Genomic DNA, 17,957 nt, shown 5'->3' with positions numbered 1-17,957 from the left:
GTTCTTCGCCCCGGTCCCCAAACCGTTGGTCTCAGTCGATGATGAAGCCGAAATCGCCGCGGACGCCGTCGATCGGATCGACGCGGGCCGTGATGCCGTAGAGCCGGTTCATGCGGCCGAGCAGGGCCGACTGAGCATCCGAGGACGGTGCGAAGCCGTCGTCGGGCCGCGCCAATTCCTTCTGGGCGACCGCGCGCACCACATAGGGCGTCACGATCACCATCAGCTCGGTCTCGTTGTTGACGAAGTCCTGGCTGCGGAACAGCGCGCCGAGGATCGGCACCTGGTCGAGGCCGGGCAGGCCGTTGATGGCCTGCTTGGTCTGCTGCTGGATCAGGCCGGCCATCGCCATCGAGCCGCCCGACGGGATTTCCAGCGTGGTCTCCGCGCGACGGGTCTGGATCGAGGGAATGGTGATGGAGTTGTTCGCGGTCGACGACACCGCCTGCGTCACGGTGATCGCCTGCTGGTTCGACAGCTCCGAGACTTCGGTCATCACGCGCAGGCTGATGCGGCCCTCGCTGAGCACGACCGGGGTGAAGTTCAGCGAGATGCCGAACTTCTTGTAGGTGATCTGGGTGGTGCAGACATGCGTGGTCGGATCGCAGGAATAGCCCGCCGGAATCGGGAATTCGCCGCCCGCGATGAAGGTCGCGGATTCGCCCGAGATCGCGGTCAGGCTCGGCTCGGCCAGCGTCCGCATCACGCCCGCGCTTTCCATCGCGCGCATGGTGGCGCTGACGGTGGCGACACCCTTGGCGAGGCCGGCGACGCCGAGCCCGTTGCTGCTGACGAGCGGTCCGCCGGAGACCGTGAACGGGTTGGAATTGTTGAAATTCACCACCGCAGTGCCGGCATTCAGGCTGGCGCTGAGGTCGACGCCGAGTTGCTTGACGATGTCGCGGCGGACTTCGCCGACGACGACCTTCAGCATCACCTGGTCGCGGCCGCGCACGACGATGTTGTTGACGACCTTGTCTGCGCCGCCGACCAGCTTGGCGGCGACGTCGCCGGCCTGCTGGGCTTCGACCGGACTCGACACCGAGCCGGTCAGCATCACGCTGTCGCCGACGCCTTCGATCTGTACGCCCGGCAGCGACTGGCGCAGCGCCGCGCGCATGCCGTTGAGGTCGCGCTTCACCGCGATGTCGTAGGAGGCCACCTGCTGGCCGTCGGCGGTGAAGAACACCACGTTGGTCTGGCCGACCTGGGCGCCGATGATATACGCCCGCTGTGACGAGCGGATCACCGCGTTGGCGATCTTGGGATCGGCCACCAGCACGTCCTTGACCTCGCGCGGCAGGTCGATGACGACCGACTTGCCGACGCCGAGCGACAACGAACGCGACCGGGCCGGCGCGATGGTCGCGACCGTCGACACGCCGAGATCCGGTGCCTGCATCGGCGCCTGGTCACCTACCGCCGCGTCCGCGGCGCGAACGAGATCGGGGGCTGCGACCAGCCCCAGCATCAGCATTGCCCCTGCCCAGAACGAGCCGGCGCGCTTCCCCCGAAGGCGCAGGCCCATCCGATAGTCCCCATAGTTCATGCTGTCCCCATCACTTCTGTGACGTTAGTTGTCGTGCCTGCACGCCGTAGCGGATGATGCTGACGCCGTTGCCGGGACGCTTCAGCGCCTGGTCCTCGGGCGTGCTGTCGGCGGCGTTGGCATCGGCGATGCTGCGCAGTGCGAGTGTGAGCGTGCCGCCCTGGCGTGCCGCCGAGAGCGCGGCGACCTGGTCGGGCCGCAGCTCGAGCGTGACGGTCTTGCCGACGACGGCGTTCTGACCTTCCTTTTCCTTCGGTGCCTGGTCGATCGCGAGCACGCGGATGTTGGTCAGGATGACCTCTGACAGGATCAGGTCATTGCCGCCGGTCGAGCCGTTGTTGTTGGGGCCGTCGGGATTCTTCAGGCGGCGGGTCAGGACGATGTCGACGCGGTCGTTCGGCAGGATGAAGCCGCCGGCGGCGGTCTCGGCCGAAATCTCGGTCGACACGGCCCGCATCCCGGTCGGCAGGATCGCAGCCATGAAGCCGGAGCCGTCGGCTTTCACCAGCTTCTGCTCGCGAATCGGCTCGCCCTGCATCAACGGCACGCGCGCGATCGAGCCGGCGATCTGGGTCTGCGCGTCGGGCCGGTTGTCGCGGCGGATGAAGGCGCTGCTGGCGGTGGCCTGCGGCCAGGCCTGCCATTGCAGATCCTCGGCCTTCACGGCCTGGCCGAGCTGGATGTCCGACTTGGCGACGAGCACCTCGACCGTCGGCAGCTTCTCGGCCACCGGGAGCGCGGCTGCGGGCTTGTTGTCGTAATGGCTCGCCAGATAGGCAGCGACGCCGCCGGCGCCCAGCGCGATGACGAGAACGACAATGCGTGCGGTGTTCATACGCCTCTACTCTTACGCGGGGCACTCGAACCGCACGTGGCGGGTTCCCCCGCATCGATGAGTAGGGAGTAAAAGTATAAGGGGTGTTGCGAGGCCGAATGTGATGGCCGGTCACGGTGGGGGTTTTAGGCAGATGGTGAATGCCGCGTTATTCGGCAGGCTCCGCTCTCCGTAAAATCACGCAAGCGCGCTCCTGCGTTCGGATGAAACGCAGGGCGTCATGGTGAACGGGTCGTTAGCGAAGGGCGCGCAGTGCTTCCAGCGGTGTCCGTAGCCCGGATACGGGACCAGCGCCTACTTCGCCCGCTTCTGTTCGATCACGTCCCAGATCTTCGCCGCCACGTCAGGGCCGCCGAGCTTTGCAATGGCGCGGATGCCGGTCGGCGACGTCACGTTGATCTCGGTGAGGTTGCCGTTGATGACGTCGATGCCGACGAACAAGAGGCCACGCTCGCGCAGCGCCGGGCCGACGGTGGCGCAAATCTCGCGCTCGCGCGCGGTCAGCTCGGTTTCCTTCGCCGCGCCGCCGCGTACCATGTTGGAGCGGAGGTCGTCCGTCGCGGGCACGCGGTTCACGGCGCCTGCGAACTCGCCATTGACCAGGATGATGCGCTTGTCGCCGAGCTTCACCTCGGGGATGAACTGCTGGATCACCCAGGCCTCTTTGAAGGTCACCGAGAACATGTCGAACAGCGAGCCGAAATTCATGTCCTGCGGCATCACGCGGAACACCGCGGCGCCGCCATGGCCGTGCAGCGGCTTCATCACCACGGCACCGAATTTGTCGCGGAACGCGTTGATCTCGTCGAGGTCGCGCGAGATCAGCGTCGGCGGCATCAGCTGCGGGAAATTCATCACGAACAGCTTTTCGGGCGCATTCCGCACCGAAGCCGGATCGTTGACGACCAGCGTCTTCGGATGAATGCGCTCGAGCAGATGCGTCGAGGTGATGTAGGCGAGATCGAACGGAGGGTCCTGGCGCAGCAGCACAACGTCGAAGCCGTTCAGCGCCTCGCGCCTGGGCTCGCCGAGGGTGAAATGATTTCCGGGCTCGTCGCGGACGGTCAGCAACTGCACGGGCGCGACGATCTCGTCGCCAACCATCGAGAGCTTGTCGGGCGTATAATAAGACAGGCCGTGGCCGCGCTTCTGCGCTTCCAGGAGCAGCGCGAAGGTGGAATCGCCCTTGACGTTGATGCGGGCGATGGGGTCCATCTGGACGGCGACGTTCAGTTTCATGGTCTGCCTTTCAGGTCGAGGCGTCGAATGCCGCCAACACATGGCGTGGAAGTGAGCGCGGCGCAATCAGCATGGCGTCGAATCGCAATTCGAATTCCGCATGCTCGGGATGCGCTGCAAGCCAGCCTTGCGCGGCGTCGATGATGCGCTGCTGCTGGCGCGGCGTCACCGCATAGGCGGCCTCATCGAGGCTGGCGCGCGCCTTGACCTCGACGAAGGCGATCAGGTTACGGCGGCGCGCGACGAGGTCGATCTCGCCATGCGCCGTGCGGTAGCGTTTTGCCAGGATGCGGTAGCCCTTCGCCATCAGATAGGCTGCGGCGCGGCTTTCGGCGGAGATGCCGGTGCGGAACGCCGCGACGCGTTCCGGCGAAGCGATCTTCGGTTCCGCGCTCTTAGTCTTCGCCATCGCCGCCCCTTAGACCTTTGGCGATTTCGAGCGCGCGGGCATAGACTTCGCGCCGTTGCCGGCCGGAGAGTGCGACGGCGTGCGCAACGGCGTCCTTGACGCTATTCGTGGCGAGCTGCGCGCGCAGGAGATCGTCCAGCGCGTCCGTTGTCAGCACGTCGGCATCCGCGGCAGGCGGGGCGATGACCAGCACGAATTCGCCGCGCGTCTCCAGCGTGTCTGCTTCGCGCGCGAGCTCGCTCAGCGTCGCGCGCGAAATCTCTTCGTGCAGTTTGGTCAGTTCGCGGCAGATCGCGGCCTCGCGCGCGCCCATGATCTCGGCGAGCTCGGCAAGCGTGTCCTGCACGCGGTTGCCGGATTCGAACATCACCAGCGTTGCATCGATGCGGGCAAGCTCGGCCAGGCGCGCGCGCCGCGCCGCGGATTTCGCCGGCAGGAACCCTTCGAAGAAAAAGCGGTCGGTCGGCAGCGCGGCGACCGACAGCGCCGCCAGCACCGAGGACGGGCCGGGCAGCGCATAGACCGCATGGCCGGCGGCGCAGACCTCGCGCACGAGCTTGTAGCCGGGATCGGAGATCAGCGGCGTGCCCGCGTCCGAGACCAGCGCGACCGAGCCGCCGGCCGCCAGCGCCTCCAGGATCTTCGGGCGGGCGGCCTCTGCATTGTGCTCGTGATATTGCTTGAGCTGCGCCGAGATGTCGTAACGCTCGGTGAGGCGACGGGTGATGCGGGTGTCCTCGCAGGCAATGACATCGACGCCGGCCAGCGTCTGCAGCGCCCGCAGGGTGATGTCGCCGAGATTGCCGATCGGGGTCGCGACCAGATAGAGGCCGGCCGCCGGCTTCGGCGCGGCAATCCGGTGAGCGTCGATGGAGAAGCCGCGCGGGGCGGCGTCCGTAGCTTCAGTCGTATTTATCGAGGCCGGCTTTGCGCGCATAATGATTCGAACTTAGGCATCAACCCCGGGGCTGGGAACCGGTCCGCTGAAAAAGATCGTGCGGGCCACGATACCGAACCGGGACGGCAGGGATTGGAATGTGATCCATCCGGCATCACATTCCCAACGGAATGAAGCATCCGTGCCATATTCGCGGCGGAAAGGCTGCCTTGATGCTGGACGACGGACGGCGAACAGCTCGCCGGAACCTTAAGGGCGGTCGCGTTAAGCGGTCATTATCCTTTTGTTTCGGTTAACTATTTGCCGACAATATGCCTGAATCCACGGCTTGTGTCGGGGAACGAATGTTGTGACTGGTCGCACTCCGGCCGGTCAGAAGAGAAGCTGTCATGGTGGGCCCGCGTGATTTGAAGTCTCCCCTCCAGGGGTCCCGATTGATAGGGGCGACCCGGCGGAGTGCGCTTGGCCTGCTGCTCGGCACGCCCTTGCTGTCGGCCTGCGCCGGCGTGCAGCAGAGCCTCAGCCAGTTCGGCAGCTCGTCGCCTCCGGCCCAGCCGGCCGGGCCGCCGCAGCAGGCGACGACCGCCGGTACCGGCGGCGTGAAGGTTGGCGTGATCCTGCCGCTCTCGGCTGCCGGCAATGCCGGGCTCGCCGCGCAATCCATGCGTAACGCCGCCGAGATGGCGCTGGCCGAGTTCCAGAACCCGAACATCCAGCTCCTGATCAAGGACGACAACGGCAGCCCGCAAGGCGCGCAAGCCGGCGCACAGCAGGCGGTCGACGAAGGCGCCGAGATCATTCTGGGGCCGCTGTTCGCACAGTCGGTGCCGGCAGTGGCGCAGGTCGCGCGCACGCGCGGCATTTCCGTGATCGCATTCTCGACCGACTCCAGCATCGCCGGCCGTGGCGTTTATCTCCTGAGCTTCCTGCCGGAGTCCGACGTCAACCGCATCATCGAATACTCCGCCAGCATCGGCAAACGTTCCGTCGCTGTGCTCGTGCCCGACAATGCCTATGGCAATGTCGTCGAAGCCGCTGTGAAGGCCGCGGTGCCCAGGCGCGGCGGTCGGGTCGTCGCGTTCGAGAAATACGGCTCCGATCGCGCCACGCCGGCGCGCACCGTGGCACAGCAGCTCGGCAGTGCGGACGCGCTGTTCATTGCCGATGACGGTGATGCCGTCGTTTCGGTCGCGGATGCGATGACTGCAGCGGGCGCGAATTTGCGCAACATCCAGATGCTCGGCACCGGCCTGTGGGATAGCCCGCGCGTCTATGCGAGCCCGGCGTTGCAAGGCGGCCTCTATGCTGCGCCCGATCCGGCCGGTTTTCGTGCTTTCTCCGGCCGCTACCGCACCAAATACGGCGCCGAGCCGATCCGCACCGCCACGCTCGCCTATGACGCGGTCGCGCTTGTGGCAGCCCTCGCGCGCACGCAGGGCACCACGCGTTTCTCTCCTGATGTGCTCACCAACCCCTCCGGCTTCGCCGGCATCGACGGTCTGTTCCGCTTCCGCGCAGATGGCACGAATGAACGGGGCCTCGCGGTGATGAAGGTGACGACGGGCGGTGGTGTCGCGGTCGCCGGCTCGCCGAAGAGTTTCGGGGCGTAGCTCAGGACGACGCTGTTTTAGGTGCGTTACGCGGCGAGATCCGCGACCACCGCATCGAGCACCGGAAATCCGCTGCTGGTCACGCGCAGCCGTCCCGTCGCGTCAACCGTGATCGCGCCTTCCTCGCGCAGCAGCGCGATGCGTTTGGGATCGAGCGGGCGGCCGGAGAGAGCCTTGTAGCGCTCGGGGTCGATGCCTTCGGCCAGACGCAATCCCATCAGCAGGAATTCGTCGGCGCGCTCTTCGCTGTTGAGGAGATCGTCGGTGACGACGCCGTGGCCGCTGCTTTCGACGCGCATCAGCCATGCTTCGGGCCGCTTCTCGGTGGCGGTCGCATGACGCACGCCGTCGATGTCGAGGCGGCCGTGGGCGCCGGGACCGATGCCGGCATATTCCTCGCCACGCCAGTAGACCAGATTGTGCCGGCACTCGGCACCGCGGCGTGCGTGGTTGGAAATCTCGTAGGCGGGCAGGCCGAGCTTGTCGCAGGTCTCCTGCGTCACATCGTAGAGCGCGCGCGCGACTGCTTCTTCTGGTGTCTTCAACTTGCCGGCCTGGTGCAGGCCGAAGAACGGCGTGCCTTCTTCGATCGTCAATTGATAGAGCGACAGATGCTCGGCCGCTTCGTCGATGGCGAGACGCAGCTCATCGGCCCACATCGCCGGCGTCTGGTCGGGGCGGGCGTAGATCAAATCGAACGAGTAACGATCGAACGAACGGCGCGCGATGGCGACGGCATCGAGTGCCTCGCGCGCGCTGTGCATGCGGCCGAGCGCTTTCAGTGAGGCATCGTCGAGCGCCTGCACGCCGAGGGAGACGCGGTTGACGCCGGCGGCGCGATAGCCGGCGAAGCGCGTGGCTTCGACGCTGGTCGGGTTCGCTTCCAGTGTGACTTCGACGTCGTTGGCGACGGTCCAGTGCTTGCCGATGGCATCGAGCACCGCGCCGACCGTTGCGGGCTGCATCAGCGAGGGCGTGCCGCCGCCGAGAAAGATCGATGTGACCTCGCGGCCGGGCGAGCGCTGCGCAGTGGTTTCGATCTCGCGCGCGAAGGCGGACGCAAAGCGCGCCTCGTCGATCGCGGCGTGGCGAACATGGCTGTTGAAGTCGCAATAGGGGCACTTCGACAGGCAGAATGGCCAGTGCACGTAGACGCCAAAGGCTTCAGATTCTTGTTTCGACGCGTTTTCCTGGCGCGAACCGGTGTCCACTTCGCTTGAAAACGCTTTAGCGCGGCTCAAGGCAGATCTCCGCCAGTTTCACGAAGGCGCGGGCGCGGTGCGACAGGCCGAGGCCGAGCGGCGGCAGGCCGTGCTTCTCGATGCTTTCCATCTCGCCGAAGGTGCGCGTGTGACCGTCGGGCAAGAACATCGGATCGTAGCCGAAGCCGGCAGTGCCGCGCGGCGGCCACACCAGCGTGCCGTCGACGCGCGCCTCGACCTCTTCGAGATGATCGTCGGGCCAGGCGACGCAGAGCGCGGAGACGAAATGGGCCTTGCGCTTGTCGGGCGTGGTGGCGCCGCGCTCCTGCAACAGGCGTTCGATCTGCTTCATCGCCGCGGCGAAATCCTTGGACGGTCCGGCCCAGCGCGCGCTGTAGATGCCGGGCGCGCCGTCGAGGGCGTCGACCACGATGCCGGAATCATCGGCGAAAGCGGGAAGCTTGGTCGCCTGCGCCGCTGCGATCGCCTTGATCGCGGCGTTGCTGCGGAAGTCGTTGCCGGTCTCGTCAGGCTCGGGCAGGCCGAGCTCACCGGCCGACACCACCTCGATGCCGTGAGGCGCGAGCAGCTCCTTCATCTCGGCGAGCTTGCCGGGATTGTGGGTCGCGATGACGAGCTTTCCGGTGATTCGGCGGTGCATGGCTCTATTGACTACGCGACAGCCAGTTTCTGCAAGTCCACCAGACGCGCGATGCCCTTCTGCGCCAGGGCGATCAGCTTCAGGAACTCGTCCTGCGTGAATGGCTCGCGTTCCGCGGTGCCCTGGACCTCGATAATGCGGCCATCGCCGGTCATGACGAAATTGGCATCGGTCTCGGCTTCCGAATCCTCGGCATAGTCGAGATCCAGCACCGGCGTGCCCTTGTAGATGCCGCAGGAGATCGCGGCGACATTGTCGCGCATCACGTTGGCCTTGATCATGTTGCGCGACTTCATCCAGTTGATGCAGTCGGCGAGCGCGACCCAGGCGCCGGTGATCGAGGCGGTGCGGGTGCCGCCGTCGGCCTGGAGCACGTCGCAATCGACCGTGATCTGGCGCTCACCGAGCGCTTCGAGATCGACAATAGTGCGCAACGAGCGGCCGATCAGGCGCTGAATCTCGACGGTGCGGCCGCTCTGCTTGCCGGCGGAGGCCTCGCGGCGGGTGCGTTCGGAGGTCGCGCGCGGCAGCATGCCGTATTCGGCGGTGACCCAGCCGCGGCCCTGGCCCTTCAGCCATGGCGGCAGGCGGTCTTCCAGCGTGGCGGTCACCAGCACATGGGTGTCGCCGAATTTCACGAGGCAGGAGCCTTCCGCATATTTGACCACGCCACGCTCCAGCGTCACGGGGCGCAATTCGTCGGGCGCACGGCGGCTTGGCCGCATGGGAAATCCTCCAAAACTCGCGGGGTTAGGCTGTTCGCGGTGCTTGTAGGGGGGGTGAGGGTGAGCAGCAAGGCTTTTTCACCCCAGGTTTGCCACCCCGCAAACGCCACGCTTGTCAGACGCGCCCGGGATGGACAAATTACGAGCAACTGACAGGAGTTATCGTCTGTGGCCCATCACGATCCGATCAATCTGATCGCGCCGCGCGCAGGCCTCGCCCAGCTCAACGAGCGTTCCCGCGACATCTTTCGTCAAATTGTCGAAAGCTACCTCGCGACCGGCGAGCCGGTCGGGTCGCGCAACATCTCGCGCCTGATCGCGATGCCGCTGTCGCCGGCCTCGGTCCGCAACGTCATGGCCGATCTGGAACAGCTCGGCCTGATCTATGCACCGCATACTTCGGCCGGCCGGTTGCCGACGGAACTCGGCCTGCGTTTCTTCGTCGATGCCCTGATGCAGGTCGGCGATCTCAATGAGGCCGAGCGCCAGTCGATCCAGAGCCAGCTCGCCACCGTCGGTCATGCGCAATCGGTAGAGGCGGCGCTGGATCAGGCCCTGACCCGGCTTTCCGGCCTGACGCGCGCTGCCGCGGTGGTGCTGACGCCGAAATCCAATGCCCGGCTGAAACACATCGAATTCGTCCGCCTGGAACCGGAGAAGGCGCTGGTGATCCTGGTCGGCGAGGACGGCCAGGTCGAAAACCGCGTGCTGACACTGCCGCCAGGAGTTCCCTCCTCGGCGATCACCGAGGCCGGCAATTTCCTCAATGCGCGGATTCGCGGCCGAACGCTGGCCGAAGCGCGGCTCGAGCTCGAAACCGCGCTGGGCGAGGCCCGGGCCGAGCTCGATCAATTGACGCAAAAGGTGATCGCGGCCGGAATCGCGAGCTGGTCGGGCGGCGAGAGCGAGGATCGCCAGCTCATCGTCCGCGGCCACGCCAATCTGCTGGAAGATCTGCATGCGCTTGATGATCTCGAGAGGGTGCGGCTGCTGTTCGAGGATCTCGAGACCAAGCGCGGCGTGATCGATCTGTTGGGCCGCGCCGAAACCGCCGAAGGCGTGAGAATCTTCATCGGCAGCGAAAACAAGCTGTTTTCGCTGTCCGGCTCTTCCACCATCATCTCGCCCTATCGGGATGCCGCCGGCCACATCGTCGGTGTTTTAGGCGTGATCGGGCCGACCCGGCTGAATTATGCCCGTGTGATCCCGACCGTGGACTACGCAGCCCGCATCGTCAGCCGCCTTCTGGGGGGCTGACCGGCATTTGAGCGATCACGGGCGCTTGATTTTCGGCGCCCGAAGCACGATATCCGGGCCAGAAAAATCCCGTAAGACGAATTCGAAAAGAGAGCCGATGAGCGATCGAGACCGGCAACCCGAAGACACGACTGCTCCGACCGGCGAGCCCGTGGTGTCAAAGCCCTACATCATGCCCGACGATCCCGAGCCCGGCTCGGTCGAGCTGTTGCAGAAGGAAGTCGCCGAGGCACGCGACCGCATGTTGCGGACGCTGGCGGAGATGGAAAACCTGCGCAAGCGCACCGCCAAGGAAGTCGCCGACTCCAAGCTGTACGGCGTGACCGGCTTTGCGCGCGACGTGCTCGACATCGCCGACAATCTCCAGCGCGCGCTCGACGCCGTTCCGGCGGAAGCGCGTGCCACCGCCGATCCAGGCCTGACATCGCTGATTGAGGGCGTCGAGCTCACCGAGCGTTCGCTGCTCAACGCGCTGGAAAAGCACGGCGTGAAGAAGTTTGATCCGCAGGGCCAGAAGTTCGACCCGAACTTCCAGCAGGCGATGTACGAAGTGCCCGATGCATCGGTGCCCGCGGGCACCGTCGTGCAGGTCATGCAGGCCGGCTACACCATCGGCGAGCGCGTGCTGCGCCCGGCGCTGGTCGGCGTCGCCAAGGGTGGCGTGAAGCCCGCGCCGGCTGCGAACAGCAACGACGCGAACTGAGCGGCGTCAAAGCCGTTGAGTCATTCCGGGTTGGTTCTGCGAGCCGCCCCGGAATGACTGCGCGAACGCCTTACGCGCTGACCGCGATGTCTGCAGACTGGATCCGCTTCACGCCGGCCTTGGCCATGTCGGCCCAGGCCTTGGCCAGCGAGCCCTGATTGTCGATACCGCGGCAGGCGTCTTCCACGACATAGACCTCAAAGCCGGCCTTGCGCGCATCGAGCGCGGTCCAGGCGACGCAGAAGTCGGTGGCGAGACCCGCGACGAAGACCCGCTTGATCTTGCGCGACTTCAGATAGGCGGCAAGACCCGTCGTTGTCTTGCCGTCGGCTTCGAGGAACGCGGAATAGCTGTCGACGTCCTTGTGAAAGCCCTTGCGAATGATGAGCTCGGCCTGCGGGATCGACAGGTCCTTGGACAGCGACGCGCCATCGGTGCCCTGCACGCAATGGTCGGGCCACAGCACCTGCTTGCCATAGGGCAGGTCGATGGTCTCGAACGGCTTCTTGCCGGAATGCGCTGACGCGAACGAGACGTGGCCGGGCGTGTGCCAGTCCTGCGTCATCACCACGTTCGAGAATGCTTTCGCCATCTTGTTGATCACGGGAACGACCTGCTCGCCTTCCTTCACCGCGAGGCTGCCGCCCGGCAGGAAGCAGTTCTGCACGTCGATCACGAGAAGCGCCGAGCTATCGTCCGGCTTGATCGTCGCTGCTGCGAACAATGCTGATGGAGCGAGGCTCGCAATCGCCGTCGTCCCCAGTGCGGCCAAGATCTGTCGTCGACTAAGCATCGTACGCCTCCCCTCCAGGATGATCTAAAGCTGATCCAATGGAGGGAAGCCTAGTTCCGTTCGTGTACGAACGAAAGCCCGAAAATGCAGCCGGCGCCGGCGAGTGGTTGGGCGTACTAGCCCTTCGGCTGGATGCCGTCGCGTACTGCGCGGAAGCGGGTGAAGGCGTCGGACCACTGGTCGCGCGGGGCGCTGGCGATGATGCGCAGCGAGGTGCCGCCGCCGAAGCGGATCCACTGCACCACCGTCACCGGGGTCTTGTCCTTGCCGCTGACGCCGTCGATCCGGGTCTCGAAGCCCGGCTGGCTGTTGATGCGGATCGGCTCCGACATGGTGACCCTGGTTTCGCGCAGACCCGGGATCTGAAGCGCCGCCTCCTGGGCGAAGCGGGCGCGATCGTCGGCGGCTTGCGGGGTGGCGCCGATCAGGCCGAGGATCATGAAGGGCTTCGATTCATAGCCCGAGCTCTCGGTGCCGTCGGCCAGGATGATGCTCGAGCCCGGCACCAGCGTGCGGATGTCCTTGAAGCCGGAGAGATCGGTGATCTTGAACGGCAGCAGTCCGAGCTGCTCGTCAGCCGATACCTCCTTGCGGATGGCGGCGGTCGCAAACATCTGCCGTACCGCATCGTCGGTGTAGATCTTCGAGGCATTCTCGGGGATCTGCACCGCGACATAGCCGGAGAAGCCGGTGCCCGGCACGATCATCGAATAGCGCTTCACCAGCGTGTCGCCGGCCTTGCCGCTTTCGGTGGTAAAATAGGCGAGGCCCGCTGATGTCTCGATCTTGTCCGGCTTGATGCCGTTGGCGCCGGCCGGATTGGCGTTGAAGGCACTGACGACCTCGTTATAGGCCGCCGGCGGCAGCTCGGTGATGAGCACCTTGACGCTGCCGTCCTCGTTCTCGAAGCCCGGGAAGGTCCTGGCCTTGCTGAGGCCGACCAGCGGCACCATGCCGAGACGCAGGCCCGGCGGATACACGGCATCGGCGGCCAGGGCCGGAATCGCGGAGGCAACGACAAGGGCGAGCGCGGCGAGGGGGCGGATCAGCTTCATGGGCACTCTGATTGGTTCATATTGAGGCCGTTCGATGGTCGGCCAATGGGCCGCTTTGTCGCGCGAAGCAGCCCTTGACGGGGCTGTCCGGCCGGTCCGCCTTTTAGCGGGTTTGGGGCGCCGGTAACAGGGCGGGGCGGATCACGGTGGCGGGGGCTGGCTGAGGCCTGAACCTGTTAATAATTCCTCACCCGCAAGGGCGGTGAAGCCCGGATATGATCTTCCAAAACCCAATGTTTTCACGGTCCAAACTTGCGTTCGGTCCTTGCGGCCCCCTCCCCCCCTCCTATATGAGCCTCAATCATCGCAATATCGCGGATGTTTGATCTTAGGGGGTTCGGTTCGGGTGCCTTCTGGGCCCAGCCAGCCTGCCGCAAAAACAAGGATATCAGGACCATGGGAAAGGTCATTGGGATCGACCTCGGCACCACGAATTCGTGCGTCGCCGTGATGGATGGCAAAAACGCCAAAGTTATCGAAAATTCCGAAGGCATGCGCACGACGCCTTCGATCGTCGCCGTGACTGACGACGGTGAGCGCCTCGTCGGCCAGCCTGCCAAGCGCCAGGCCGTAACCAATCCAGAGCGTACGTTCTTCGCAGTGAAGCGCCTCATCGGCCGCCGCTACGACGACCCGATGGTCGAGAAGGACAAGAAGCTCGTTCCGTACAAGATCGTGAAGGCTTCCAACGGCGACGCCTGGGTCGAGGCCGACGGCCAGACCTACTCGCCCTCGCAGGTCTCGGCGTTCATCCTGCAGAAGATGAAGGAGACCGCGGAAGCCCATCTCGGCCAGAAGGTCGACCAGGCCGTCATCACCGTGCCCGCCTACTTCAACGACGCCCAGCGCCAGGCCACCAAGGACGCCGGCAAGATCGCGGGCCTTGAAGTGCTGCGCATCATCAACGAGCCGACCGCAGCTGCGCTGGCCTATGGTCTGGACAAGACCAAGAGCGGCACGATCGCCGTGTACGATCTCGGCGGCGGCACGTTCGATATTTCCATTCTCGAAATCGGCGACGGCGTGTTCGAGGTGAAGTCGACCAACGGCGACACCTTCCTCGGCGGCGAAGATTTCGACATGCGGCTGGTCGGCTATCTCGCCGACGAATTCCAGAAGGAGCAGGGCATCAACCTGCGCAACGACAAGCTCGCGTTGCAGCGCCTGAAGGAAGCCGCTGAAAAGGCCAAGATCGAGCTGTCGTCGACGACGCAGACCGAGATCAACCTGCCCTTCATCACCGCGGACCAGACCGGTCCGAAGCATCTGACGATGAAGCTCACCCGCGCCAAGTTCGAAGCGCTGGTCGACGACCTCGTCCAGAAGACCGTCGAGCCCTGCCGCAAGGCGATCAAGGACGCCGGCCTCACCGCTGGTGAAATCGGCGAAGTCGTTCTGGTCGGCGGCATGTCGCGCATGCCGAAGGTCCAGGAAGTCGTGAAGCAGCTGTTCGGCAAGGAGCCGCACAAGGGCGTCAATCCGGACGAAGTCGTGGCGATCGGCGCCGCGATCCAGGCCGGCGTGCTCCAGGGCGACGTCAAGGACGTGCTGCTGCTCGACGTGACCCCGCTGTCGCTGGGCATCGAGACGCTGGGCGGCGTGTTCACCCGCATCATCGACCGCAACACCACGATCCCGACCAAGAAGAGCCAGGTGTTCTCGACCGCCGAGGACAACCAGAACGCGGTCACCATCCGCGTCTTCCAGGGCGAGCGTGAAATGGCGGCCGACAACAAGATGCTCGGCCAGTTCGACCTGATGGGCATTCCGCCGGCTCCGCGCGGCATGCCGCAGATCGAGGTGACCTTCGACATCGACGCCAACGGCATCGTCAACGTCTCGGCCAAGGACAAGGCGACTGCGAAGGAACAGCAGATCCGGATCCAGGCCTCAGGCGGGCTGTCGGAAGCCGATATCGACAAGATGGTCAAGGACGCCGAGGCCAATGCCGCGGCCGACAAGCAGCGCCGCGAGGCGGTCGATGCCAAGAACCATGCCGACGCGCTGGTGCACTCCACCGAGAAAGCGCTGGCCGAGCACGGTTCGAAGGTCGGCGAGACCGAGCGCCGGGCCATCGAGGACGCTGTCAGTGACCTCAAGGAAGCGCTGAAGGGCAGCGATGCCGAGGCGATCAAGGCCAAGACCAATACGCTGGCTCAGGCTTCGATGAAGCTCGGCGAGGCCATGTACGCGCAGCAGGCCGAGGCCGACGCCAAGAGGGATGCGGCCAAGGACGACGTCGTCGACGCGGAATTCACCGAAGTCGACGACGACAAGAACAACAAGAAGTCCGCCTAAGCCCCAAGAGGGTATGATGCGGACGGCTTGGACCCCACACGCTGAAATGGCCTCCCCCTTCAGGGGGGAGGCTTTCGTGTCGGGCTCGACGGGCGAAGGATCTGTTGCGATCGGCCCCGTTACGATCAATCAATTTCCAGCCGCTATGCTCAACGCTGCCATGCAGCCCGCTGCCGTGACGCGGAAGGCTGCCTATATCGTCGCGTGGCGACGTTGTTTCGCCCCGACCTGAATCGCGATTGGATAGGCCGAGTCAGATATGTCCACCAAGCGCTGCTACTACGAAACCCTCGAAGTCGAACGCTCTGCCGACGATTCCGTCCTGAAATCGTCGTTCCGCAAGCTGGCGATGAAGTTTCACCCCGACCGCAATCCCGGGGACGACAGCAGCGAGGTCAAGTTCAAGGAGATCAACGAGGCCTACGAGATCCTCAAGGACAAGGACAAGCGCGCGGCCTATGACCGCTTCGGCCATGCTGCCTTCGAGCAGGGCGGTCCCGGTGGCGGTGGTGCCGGTTTCGGCGCGGGCTTCGCTTCCTCCTTCTCCGACATTTTCGAAGATCTGTTCGGCATGGCCGGGCAACAGCGCGGCCGCGGCGGCCGCGAGCGCGGCGCCGACCTGCGCTACAACATGGAAATCACCCTCGAGGAGGCCTTTGGCGGCAAGACCGCGCAGATCGAGATCCCCGTCTCGGTCACCTGCGAGGCCTGCTCGGGCATCGGCGCCAAGGCCGGCACCAAGCCGAAGACCTGCTCGACCTGCGGCGGCGCCGGCCGCGTGCGGCAGTCGCAGGGCTTCTTCACCCTCGAGCGCACCTGCCCCGGCTGCCAGGGCCGCGGCCAGATGATTGAGGATGCCTGCCCGTCCTGCTCGGGCCAGGGCCGCGTTACCCGCGAGCGGACGCTGTCGGTCAACATTCCGCAAGGCGTCGAGGACGGCACGAGGATCAGGCTCGCCGGCGAAGGCGAGGCCGGCGTCCGTGGCGGTCCGCCCGGCGACCTCTACATCTTCCTGTCGCTGGCCCAGCACCAGTTCTTCCAGCGCGACGGCGCCGATCTGCATTGCCGTGTACCGATCTCGATGGTCACAGCCGCGCTCGGTGGCGAGTTCGAGGTGCCGACCATCGACAAGGCCAAGGCCAAGGTGAAGGTCCCCGCCGGAACCCAGTCCGCCAGACGATTCCGCATTGCATCAAAGGGCATGCCGGTGCTGCGTTCGCGCCAGACGGGCGACATGTACGTCCAGGTCGTGGTCGAGACCCCGCAGAACCTCACCAAGAAGCAGCAGGAACTGCTGGCCGAGTTCGAAAAACTCTCCTCCGGCAACACCCAGCCGGAGTCCGAGGGTTTCTTCGCCAAGGTCAAGGACTTCTTCGGTAATCGGGCGAACTGACTCGGCTTGACCGTATCGTGTTCGGCCTATACGTGTTTATGACTATTTTCTGACACGCCGCGGTCGCGCGGTCCCGTCCGGTCCTGACATGCCATTGCCATCGTCCGCGCGTGCGTTGAAGAAGCCTCGTCTCGATGACGAGGTGCGCTTTCTCAGATCATGGATCGAAAAGCCGCTGCACATGGGCGCGGTGATGCCGTCCGGCAAGCTGCTGGCGCGGACCATGGCCCATTACGTCGACACCAATTCGGACGCACCGGTGGTCGAACTTGGTCCTGGTACGGGCGCCATCACCTCGGCGCTGGTCGAGCGCGGCGTCGATCAGAAACGACTCGTCCTCGTCGAATACAATCCCGGCTTCTGCGCCCTGCTGCGCGACCGCTATCCGCAGGCCAAGGTGGTGCAGGGTGATGCCTATCGCCTGCGCGACACGCTCTGGAACGTCCTCAGCGCGCCGGCCAGCGCGGTCGTCTCCGGCCTGCCGCTGGTCACAAAACCGATGCTGACGCGCCTTCGGCTCATTCGCGACGCCTTCACGGCGCTCGCGCCCGGGGCGCCCTTCGTTCAGTTCACCTATGCGGTGGTGCCGCCGATCCCGAAATCGCTGCCCGGCGTGTCCACAGAGGCTTCGGAACGGATCTGGATGAACCTTCCGCCGGCCCGCGTCTGGGTGTATCGCAAGGACTAATTCCGCCGGCTTCCCTCGATGCGCGGCGGGCTCGTTTCGCCGAACGTATGGAAGCGGATGTCCGCACCGAAAATCCTGGTCATTCCCGGCTCGCTGCGCACCGGCTCGCACAATGCGAAGCTGGCGGCGGTTGCCGCGTATGAATTCGCCCAGGCCGGCGTTGAAGTCACCCGCATCTCGCTCGTCGATTTTCCGCTGCCGATTTACGACGGTGATCTCCAAGCCAAGTCCGGCGTGCCGAAGCACGCCATCAATCTCAAGCGGATGATCGGCGCGCATCATGGCGTGCTCTTCGTCTCGCCGGAGTACAACGCCTCGGTGCCGCCGCTGCTGAAGAACGCGATCGACTGGGTCAGTCGCGTGCAGGATCCGCACGAGGCGCGTGGCGAGGTCTTCCGCAACCGCGCTTTCGCGCTCGCCGGCGCCTCGCAGAGCCGGCTCGGTGCCGCCCGCGCGCTCCAGGCGTTGCGGCTGATCCTGACGTCCTGCCACGCCAATGTGATCGCTAGTCAGTTCACGCTCGCCTTTGCCGACCAGGCCTATGACGATATGGACAGGCTCAAGAGCCAGGCCGATAGCGATGGGCTGAAGGACATGGTGCGGCAGTTGATCGACATTTCCCAACGCATGATGTGAGGTGAC

17 protein-coding genes are annotated in these 17,957 nt (G+C 65.2%); 7 read left to right on the top strand and 10 right to left on the bottom strand.

Features of this window, described 5'->3' with window-relative positions; translation table 11 throughout:
- Positions 1–31: 31 nt before the first annotated feature.
- From JQ631_RS19065 to rsmI, 5 genes are all read right to left on the bottom strand, one after another.
- Positions 32–1,549, bottom strand: a complete 1,518-nt coding sequence (locus JQ631_RS19065; protein ID WP_212328202.1) for a type II and III secretion system protein family protein — start codon at positions 1,547–1,549, stop codon at positions 32–34.
- 10 nt (positions 1,550–1,559) lie between these two features.
- Positions 1,560–2,384, bottom strand: a complete 825-nt coding sequence (gene cpaB, locus JQ631_RS19060) for a Flp pilus assembly protein CpaB (RefSeq protein WP_212328201.1) — start codon at positions 2,382–2,384, stop codon at positions 1,560–1,562.
- Positions 2,385–2,678: 294 nt separating this feature from the next.
- Positions 2,679–3,623, bottom strand: a complete 945-nt coding sequence (gshB, locus tag JQ631_RS19055; protein ID WP_212328200.1) for a glutathione synthase — start codon at positions 3,621–3,623, stop codon at positions 2,679–2,681.
- 10 nt (positions 3,624–3,633) lie between these two features.
- Positions 3,634–4,032, bottom strand: a complete 399-nt coding sequence (locus JQ631_RS19050; RefSeq protein ID WP_212328199.1) for a YraN family protein — start codon at positions 4,030–4,032, stop codon at positions 3,634–3,636.
- Positions 4,019–4,969: a 16S rRNA (cytidine(1402)-2'-O)-methyltransferase gene (rsmI, locus tag JQ631_RS19045; protein WP_212328198.1), complete on the bottom strand. Its 951-nt coding sequence runs from the start codon at positions 4,967–4,969 to the stop codon at positions 4,019–4,021. Before rsmI ends, JQ631_RS19050 begins: the two co-directional genes overlap by 14 nt.
- A gap of 350 nt (positions 4,970–5,319) precedes the next feature.
- Here rsmI and JQ631_RS19040 point away from each other — a divergent pair, with 350 nt between their 5' ends.
- Positions 5,320–6,540, top strand: a complete 1,221-nt coding sequence (locus JQ631_RS19040) for a penicillin-binding protein activator (RefSeq protein ID WP_212328197.1) — start codon at positions 5,320–5,322, stop codon at positions 6,538–6,540.
- Positions 6,541–6,566: 26 nt separating this feature from the next.
- Here the strand turns inward: JQ631_RS19040 and hemW are convergent, their stop codons facing one another.
- From hemW to rph, 3 genes are read right to left on the bottom strand one after another with little or no spacing between them, the layout of a single operon-like run.
- Positions 6,567–7,751 (bottom strand): radical SAM family heme chaperone HemW, encoded by a 1,185-nt coding sequence (gene hemW / locus JQ631_RS19035; protein WP_212328652.1) that lies wholly within the window; start codon positions 7,749–7,751, stop codon positions 6,567–6,569.
- Positions 7,752–7,767: 16 nt separating this feature from the next.
- Complete coding sequence (rdgB, locus tag JQ631_RS19030) at positions 7,768–8,403, bottom strand: RdgB/HAM1 family non-canonical purine NTP pyrophosphatase (protein ID WP_212328196.1); 636 nt, start codon at positions 8,401–8,403, stop codon at positions 7,768–7,770.
- Positions 8,404–8,414: 11 nt separating this feature from the next.
- Positions 8,415–9,128 (bottom strand): ribonuclease PH, encoded by a 714-nt coding sequence (gene rph, locus JQ631_RS19025; RefSeq protein WP_212328195.1) that lies wholly within the window; start codon positions 9,126–9,128, stop codon positions 8,415–8,417.
- Between the two features lie 168 nt (positions 9,129–9,296).
- Between rph and hrcA the strand changes: the two genes are divergently transcribed.
- Both hrcA and grpE read left to right on the top strand, forming a co-directional pair.
- Positions 9,297–10,385 (top strand): heat-inducible transcriptional repressor HrcA, encoded by a 1,089-nt coding sequence (hrcA, locus tag JQ631_RS19020; RefSeq protein WP_212328194.1) that lies wholly within the window; start codon positions 9,297–9,299, stop codon positions 10,383–10,385.
- A gap of 97 nt (positions 10,386–10,482) precedes the next feature.
- The gene (gene grpE, locus JQ631_RS19015) at positions 10,483–11,088 is read left to right on the top strand and encodes a nucleotide exchange factor GrpE (protein WP_212328193.1); all 606 of its coding nucleotides are present in this window, start codon (positions 10,483–10,485) and stop codon (positions 11,086–11,088) included.
- A 70-nt stretch (positions 11,089–11,158) separates the two neighbouring features.
- Here grpE and pncA read toward each other — a convergent pair whose 3' ends face one another.
- Both pncA and JQ631_RS19005 read right to left on the bottom strand, forming a co-directional pair.
- Positions 11,159–11,881: a bifunctional nicotinamidase/pyrazinamidase gene (gene pncA, locus JQ631_RS19010; RefSeq protein ID WP_212328192.1), complete on the bottom strand. Its 723-nt coding sequence runs from the start codon at positions 11,879–11,881 to the stop codon at positions 11,159–11,161.
- 116 nt (positions 11,882–11,997) lie between these two features.
- Entirely contained in the window at positions 11,998–12,936 is a 939-nt protein-coding gene (locus tag JQ631_RS19005) for a hypothetical protein (protein ID WP_212328191.1), read from the bottom strand.
- Positions 12,937–13,332: 396 nt separating this feature from the next.
- On the opposite strand from JQ631_RS19005, the gene dnaK reads away from it, so the two are divergent.
- The 4 genes from dnaK (at position 13,333) to JQ631_RS18985 (ending at position 17,951) form a co-directional block, all read left to right on the top strand.
- On the top strand, positions 13,333–15,234 hold the full coding sequence (gene dnaK / locus JQ631_RS19000) for a molecular chaperone DnaK (RefSeq protein ID WP_212328190.1): 1,902 nt from the start codon (positions 13,333–13,335) through the stop codon (positions 15,232–15,234).
- 259 nt (positions 15,235–15,493) lie between these two features.
- Positions 15,494–16,627, top strand: a complete 1,134-nt coding sequence (dnaJ, locus tag JQ631_RS18995) for a molecular chaperone DnaJ (protein ID WP_212328189.1) — start codon at positions 15,494–15,496, stop codon at positions 16,625–16,627.
- 88 nt (positions 16,628–16,715) lie between these two features.
- A complete protein-coding gene (locus tag JQ631_RS18990) occupies positions 16,716–17,315 on the top strand; it encodes a class I SAM-dependent methyltransferase (protein ID WP_212328188.1) in 600 nt (199 codons plus the stop codon).
- Between the two features lie 57 nt (positions 17,316–17,372).
- On the top strand, positions 17,373–17,951 hold the full coding sequence (locus tag JQ631_RS18985; protein WP_212328187.1) for an NADPH-dependent FMN reductase: 579 nt from the start codon (positions 17,373–17,375) through the stop codon (positions 17,949–17,951).
- The last annotated feature ends 6 nt before the right edge of the window (positions 17,952–17,957 follow it).

The organism is Bradyrhizobium manausense (genome assembly GCF_018131105.1).
In the GTDB taxonomy this organism is placed as follows: domain Bacteria; phylum Pseudomonadota; class Alphaproteobacteria; order Rhizobiales; family Xanthobacteraceae; genus Bradyrhizobium; species Bradyrhizobium manausense_B.
The sequence above is the reverse complement of the archived record's forward strand: the minus strand, read 5'-3'. Positions and strand labels throughout refer to the sequence as shown.

Bases quoted from the DNA above. Each gene is read 5' to 3' on its own strand.
- JQ631_RS19065 (WP_212328202.1), bottom strand. From the start codon at position 1,549: ATGAACTATGGGGACTATCGGATGGGCCTGCGCCTTCGGGGGAAGCGC.
- cpaB (WP_212328201.1), bottom strand. From the start codon at position 2,384: ATGAACACCGCACGCATTGTCGTTCTCGTCATCGCGCTGGGCGCCGGC.
- gshB (WP_212328200.1), bottom strand. From the start codon at position 3,623: ATGAAACTGAACGTCGCCGTCCAGATGGACCCCATCGCCCGCATCAAC.
- JQ631_RS19050 (WP_212328199.1), bottom strand. From the start codon at position 4,032: ATGGCGAAGACTAAGAGCGCGGAACCGAAGATCGCTTCGCCGGAACGC.
- rsmI (WP_212328198.1), bottom strand. From the start codon at position 4,969: ATGCGCGCAAAGCCGGCCTCGATAAATACGACTGAAGCTACGGACGCC.
- JQ631_RS19040 (WP_212328197.1), top strand. From the start codon at position 5,320: ATGGTGGGCCCGCGTGATTTGAAGTCTCCCCTCCAGGGGTCCCGATTG.
- rdgB (WP_212328196.1), bottom strand. From the start codon at position 8,403: ATGCACCGCCGAATCACCGGAAAGCTCGTCATCGCGACCCACAATCCC.
- rph (WP_212328195.1), bottom strand. From the start codon at position 9,128: ATGCGGCCAAGCCGCCGTGCGCCCGACGAATTGCGCCCCGTGACGCTG.
- grpE (WP_212328193.1), top strand. From the start codon at position 10,483: ATGAGCGATCGAGACCGGCAACCCGAAGACACGACTGCTCCGACCGGC.
- pncA (WP_212328192.1), bottom strand. From the start codon at position 11,881: ATGCTTAGTCGACGACAGATCTTGGCCGCACTGGGGACGACGGCGATT.
- JQ631_RS19005 (WP_212328191.1), bottom strand. From the start codon at position 12,936: ATGAAGCTGATCCGCCCCCTCGCCGCGCTCGCCCTTGTCGTTGCCTCC.
- dnaK (WP_212328190.1), top strand. From the start codon at position 13,333: ATGGGAAAGGTCATTGGGATCGACCTCGGCACCACGAATTCGTGCGTC.
- dnaJ (WP_212328189.1), top strand. From the start codon at position 15,494: ATGTCCACCAAGCGCTGCTACTACGAAACCCTCGAAGTCGAACGCTCT.
- JQ631_RS18990 (WP_212328188.1), top strand. From the start codon at position 16,716: ATGCCATTGCCATCGTCCGCGCGTGCGTTGAAGAAGCCTCGTCTCGAT.
- JQ631_RS18985 (WP_212328187.1), top strand. From the start codon at position 17,373: ATGTCCGCACCGAAAATCCTGGTCATTCCCGGCTCGCTGCGCACCGGC.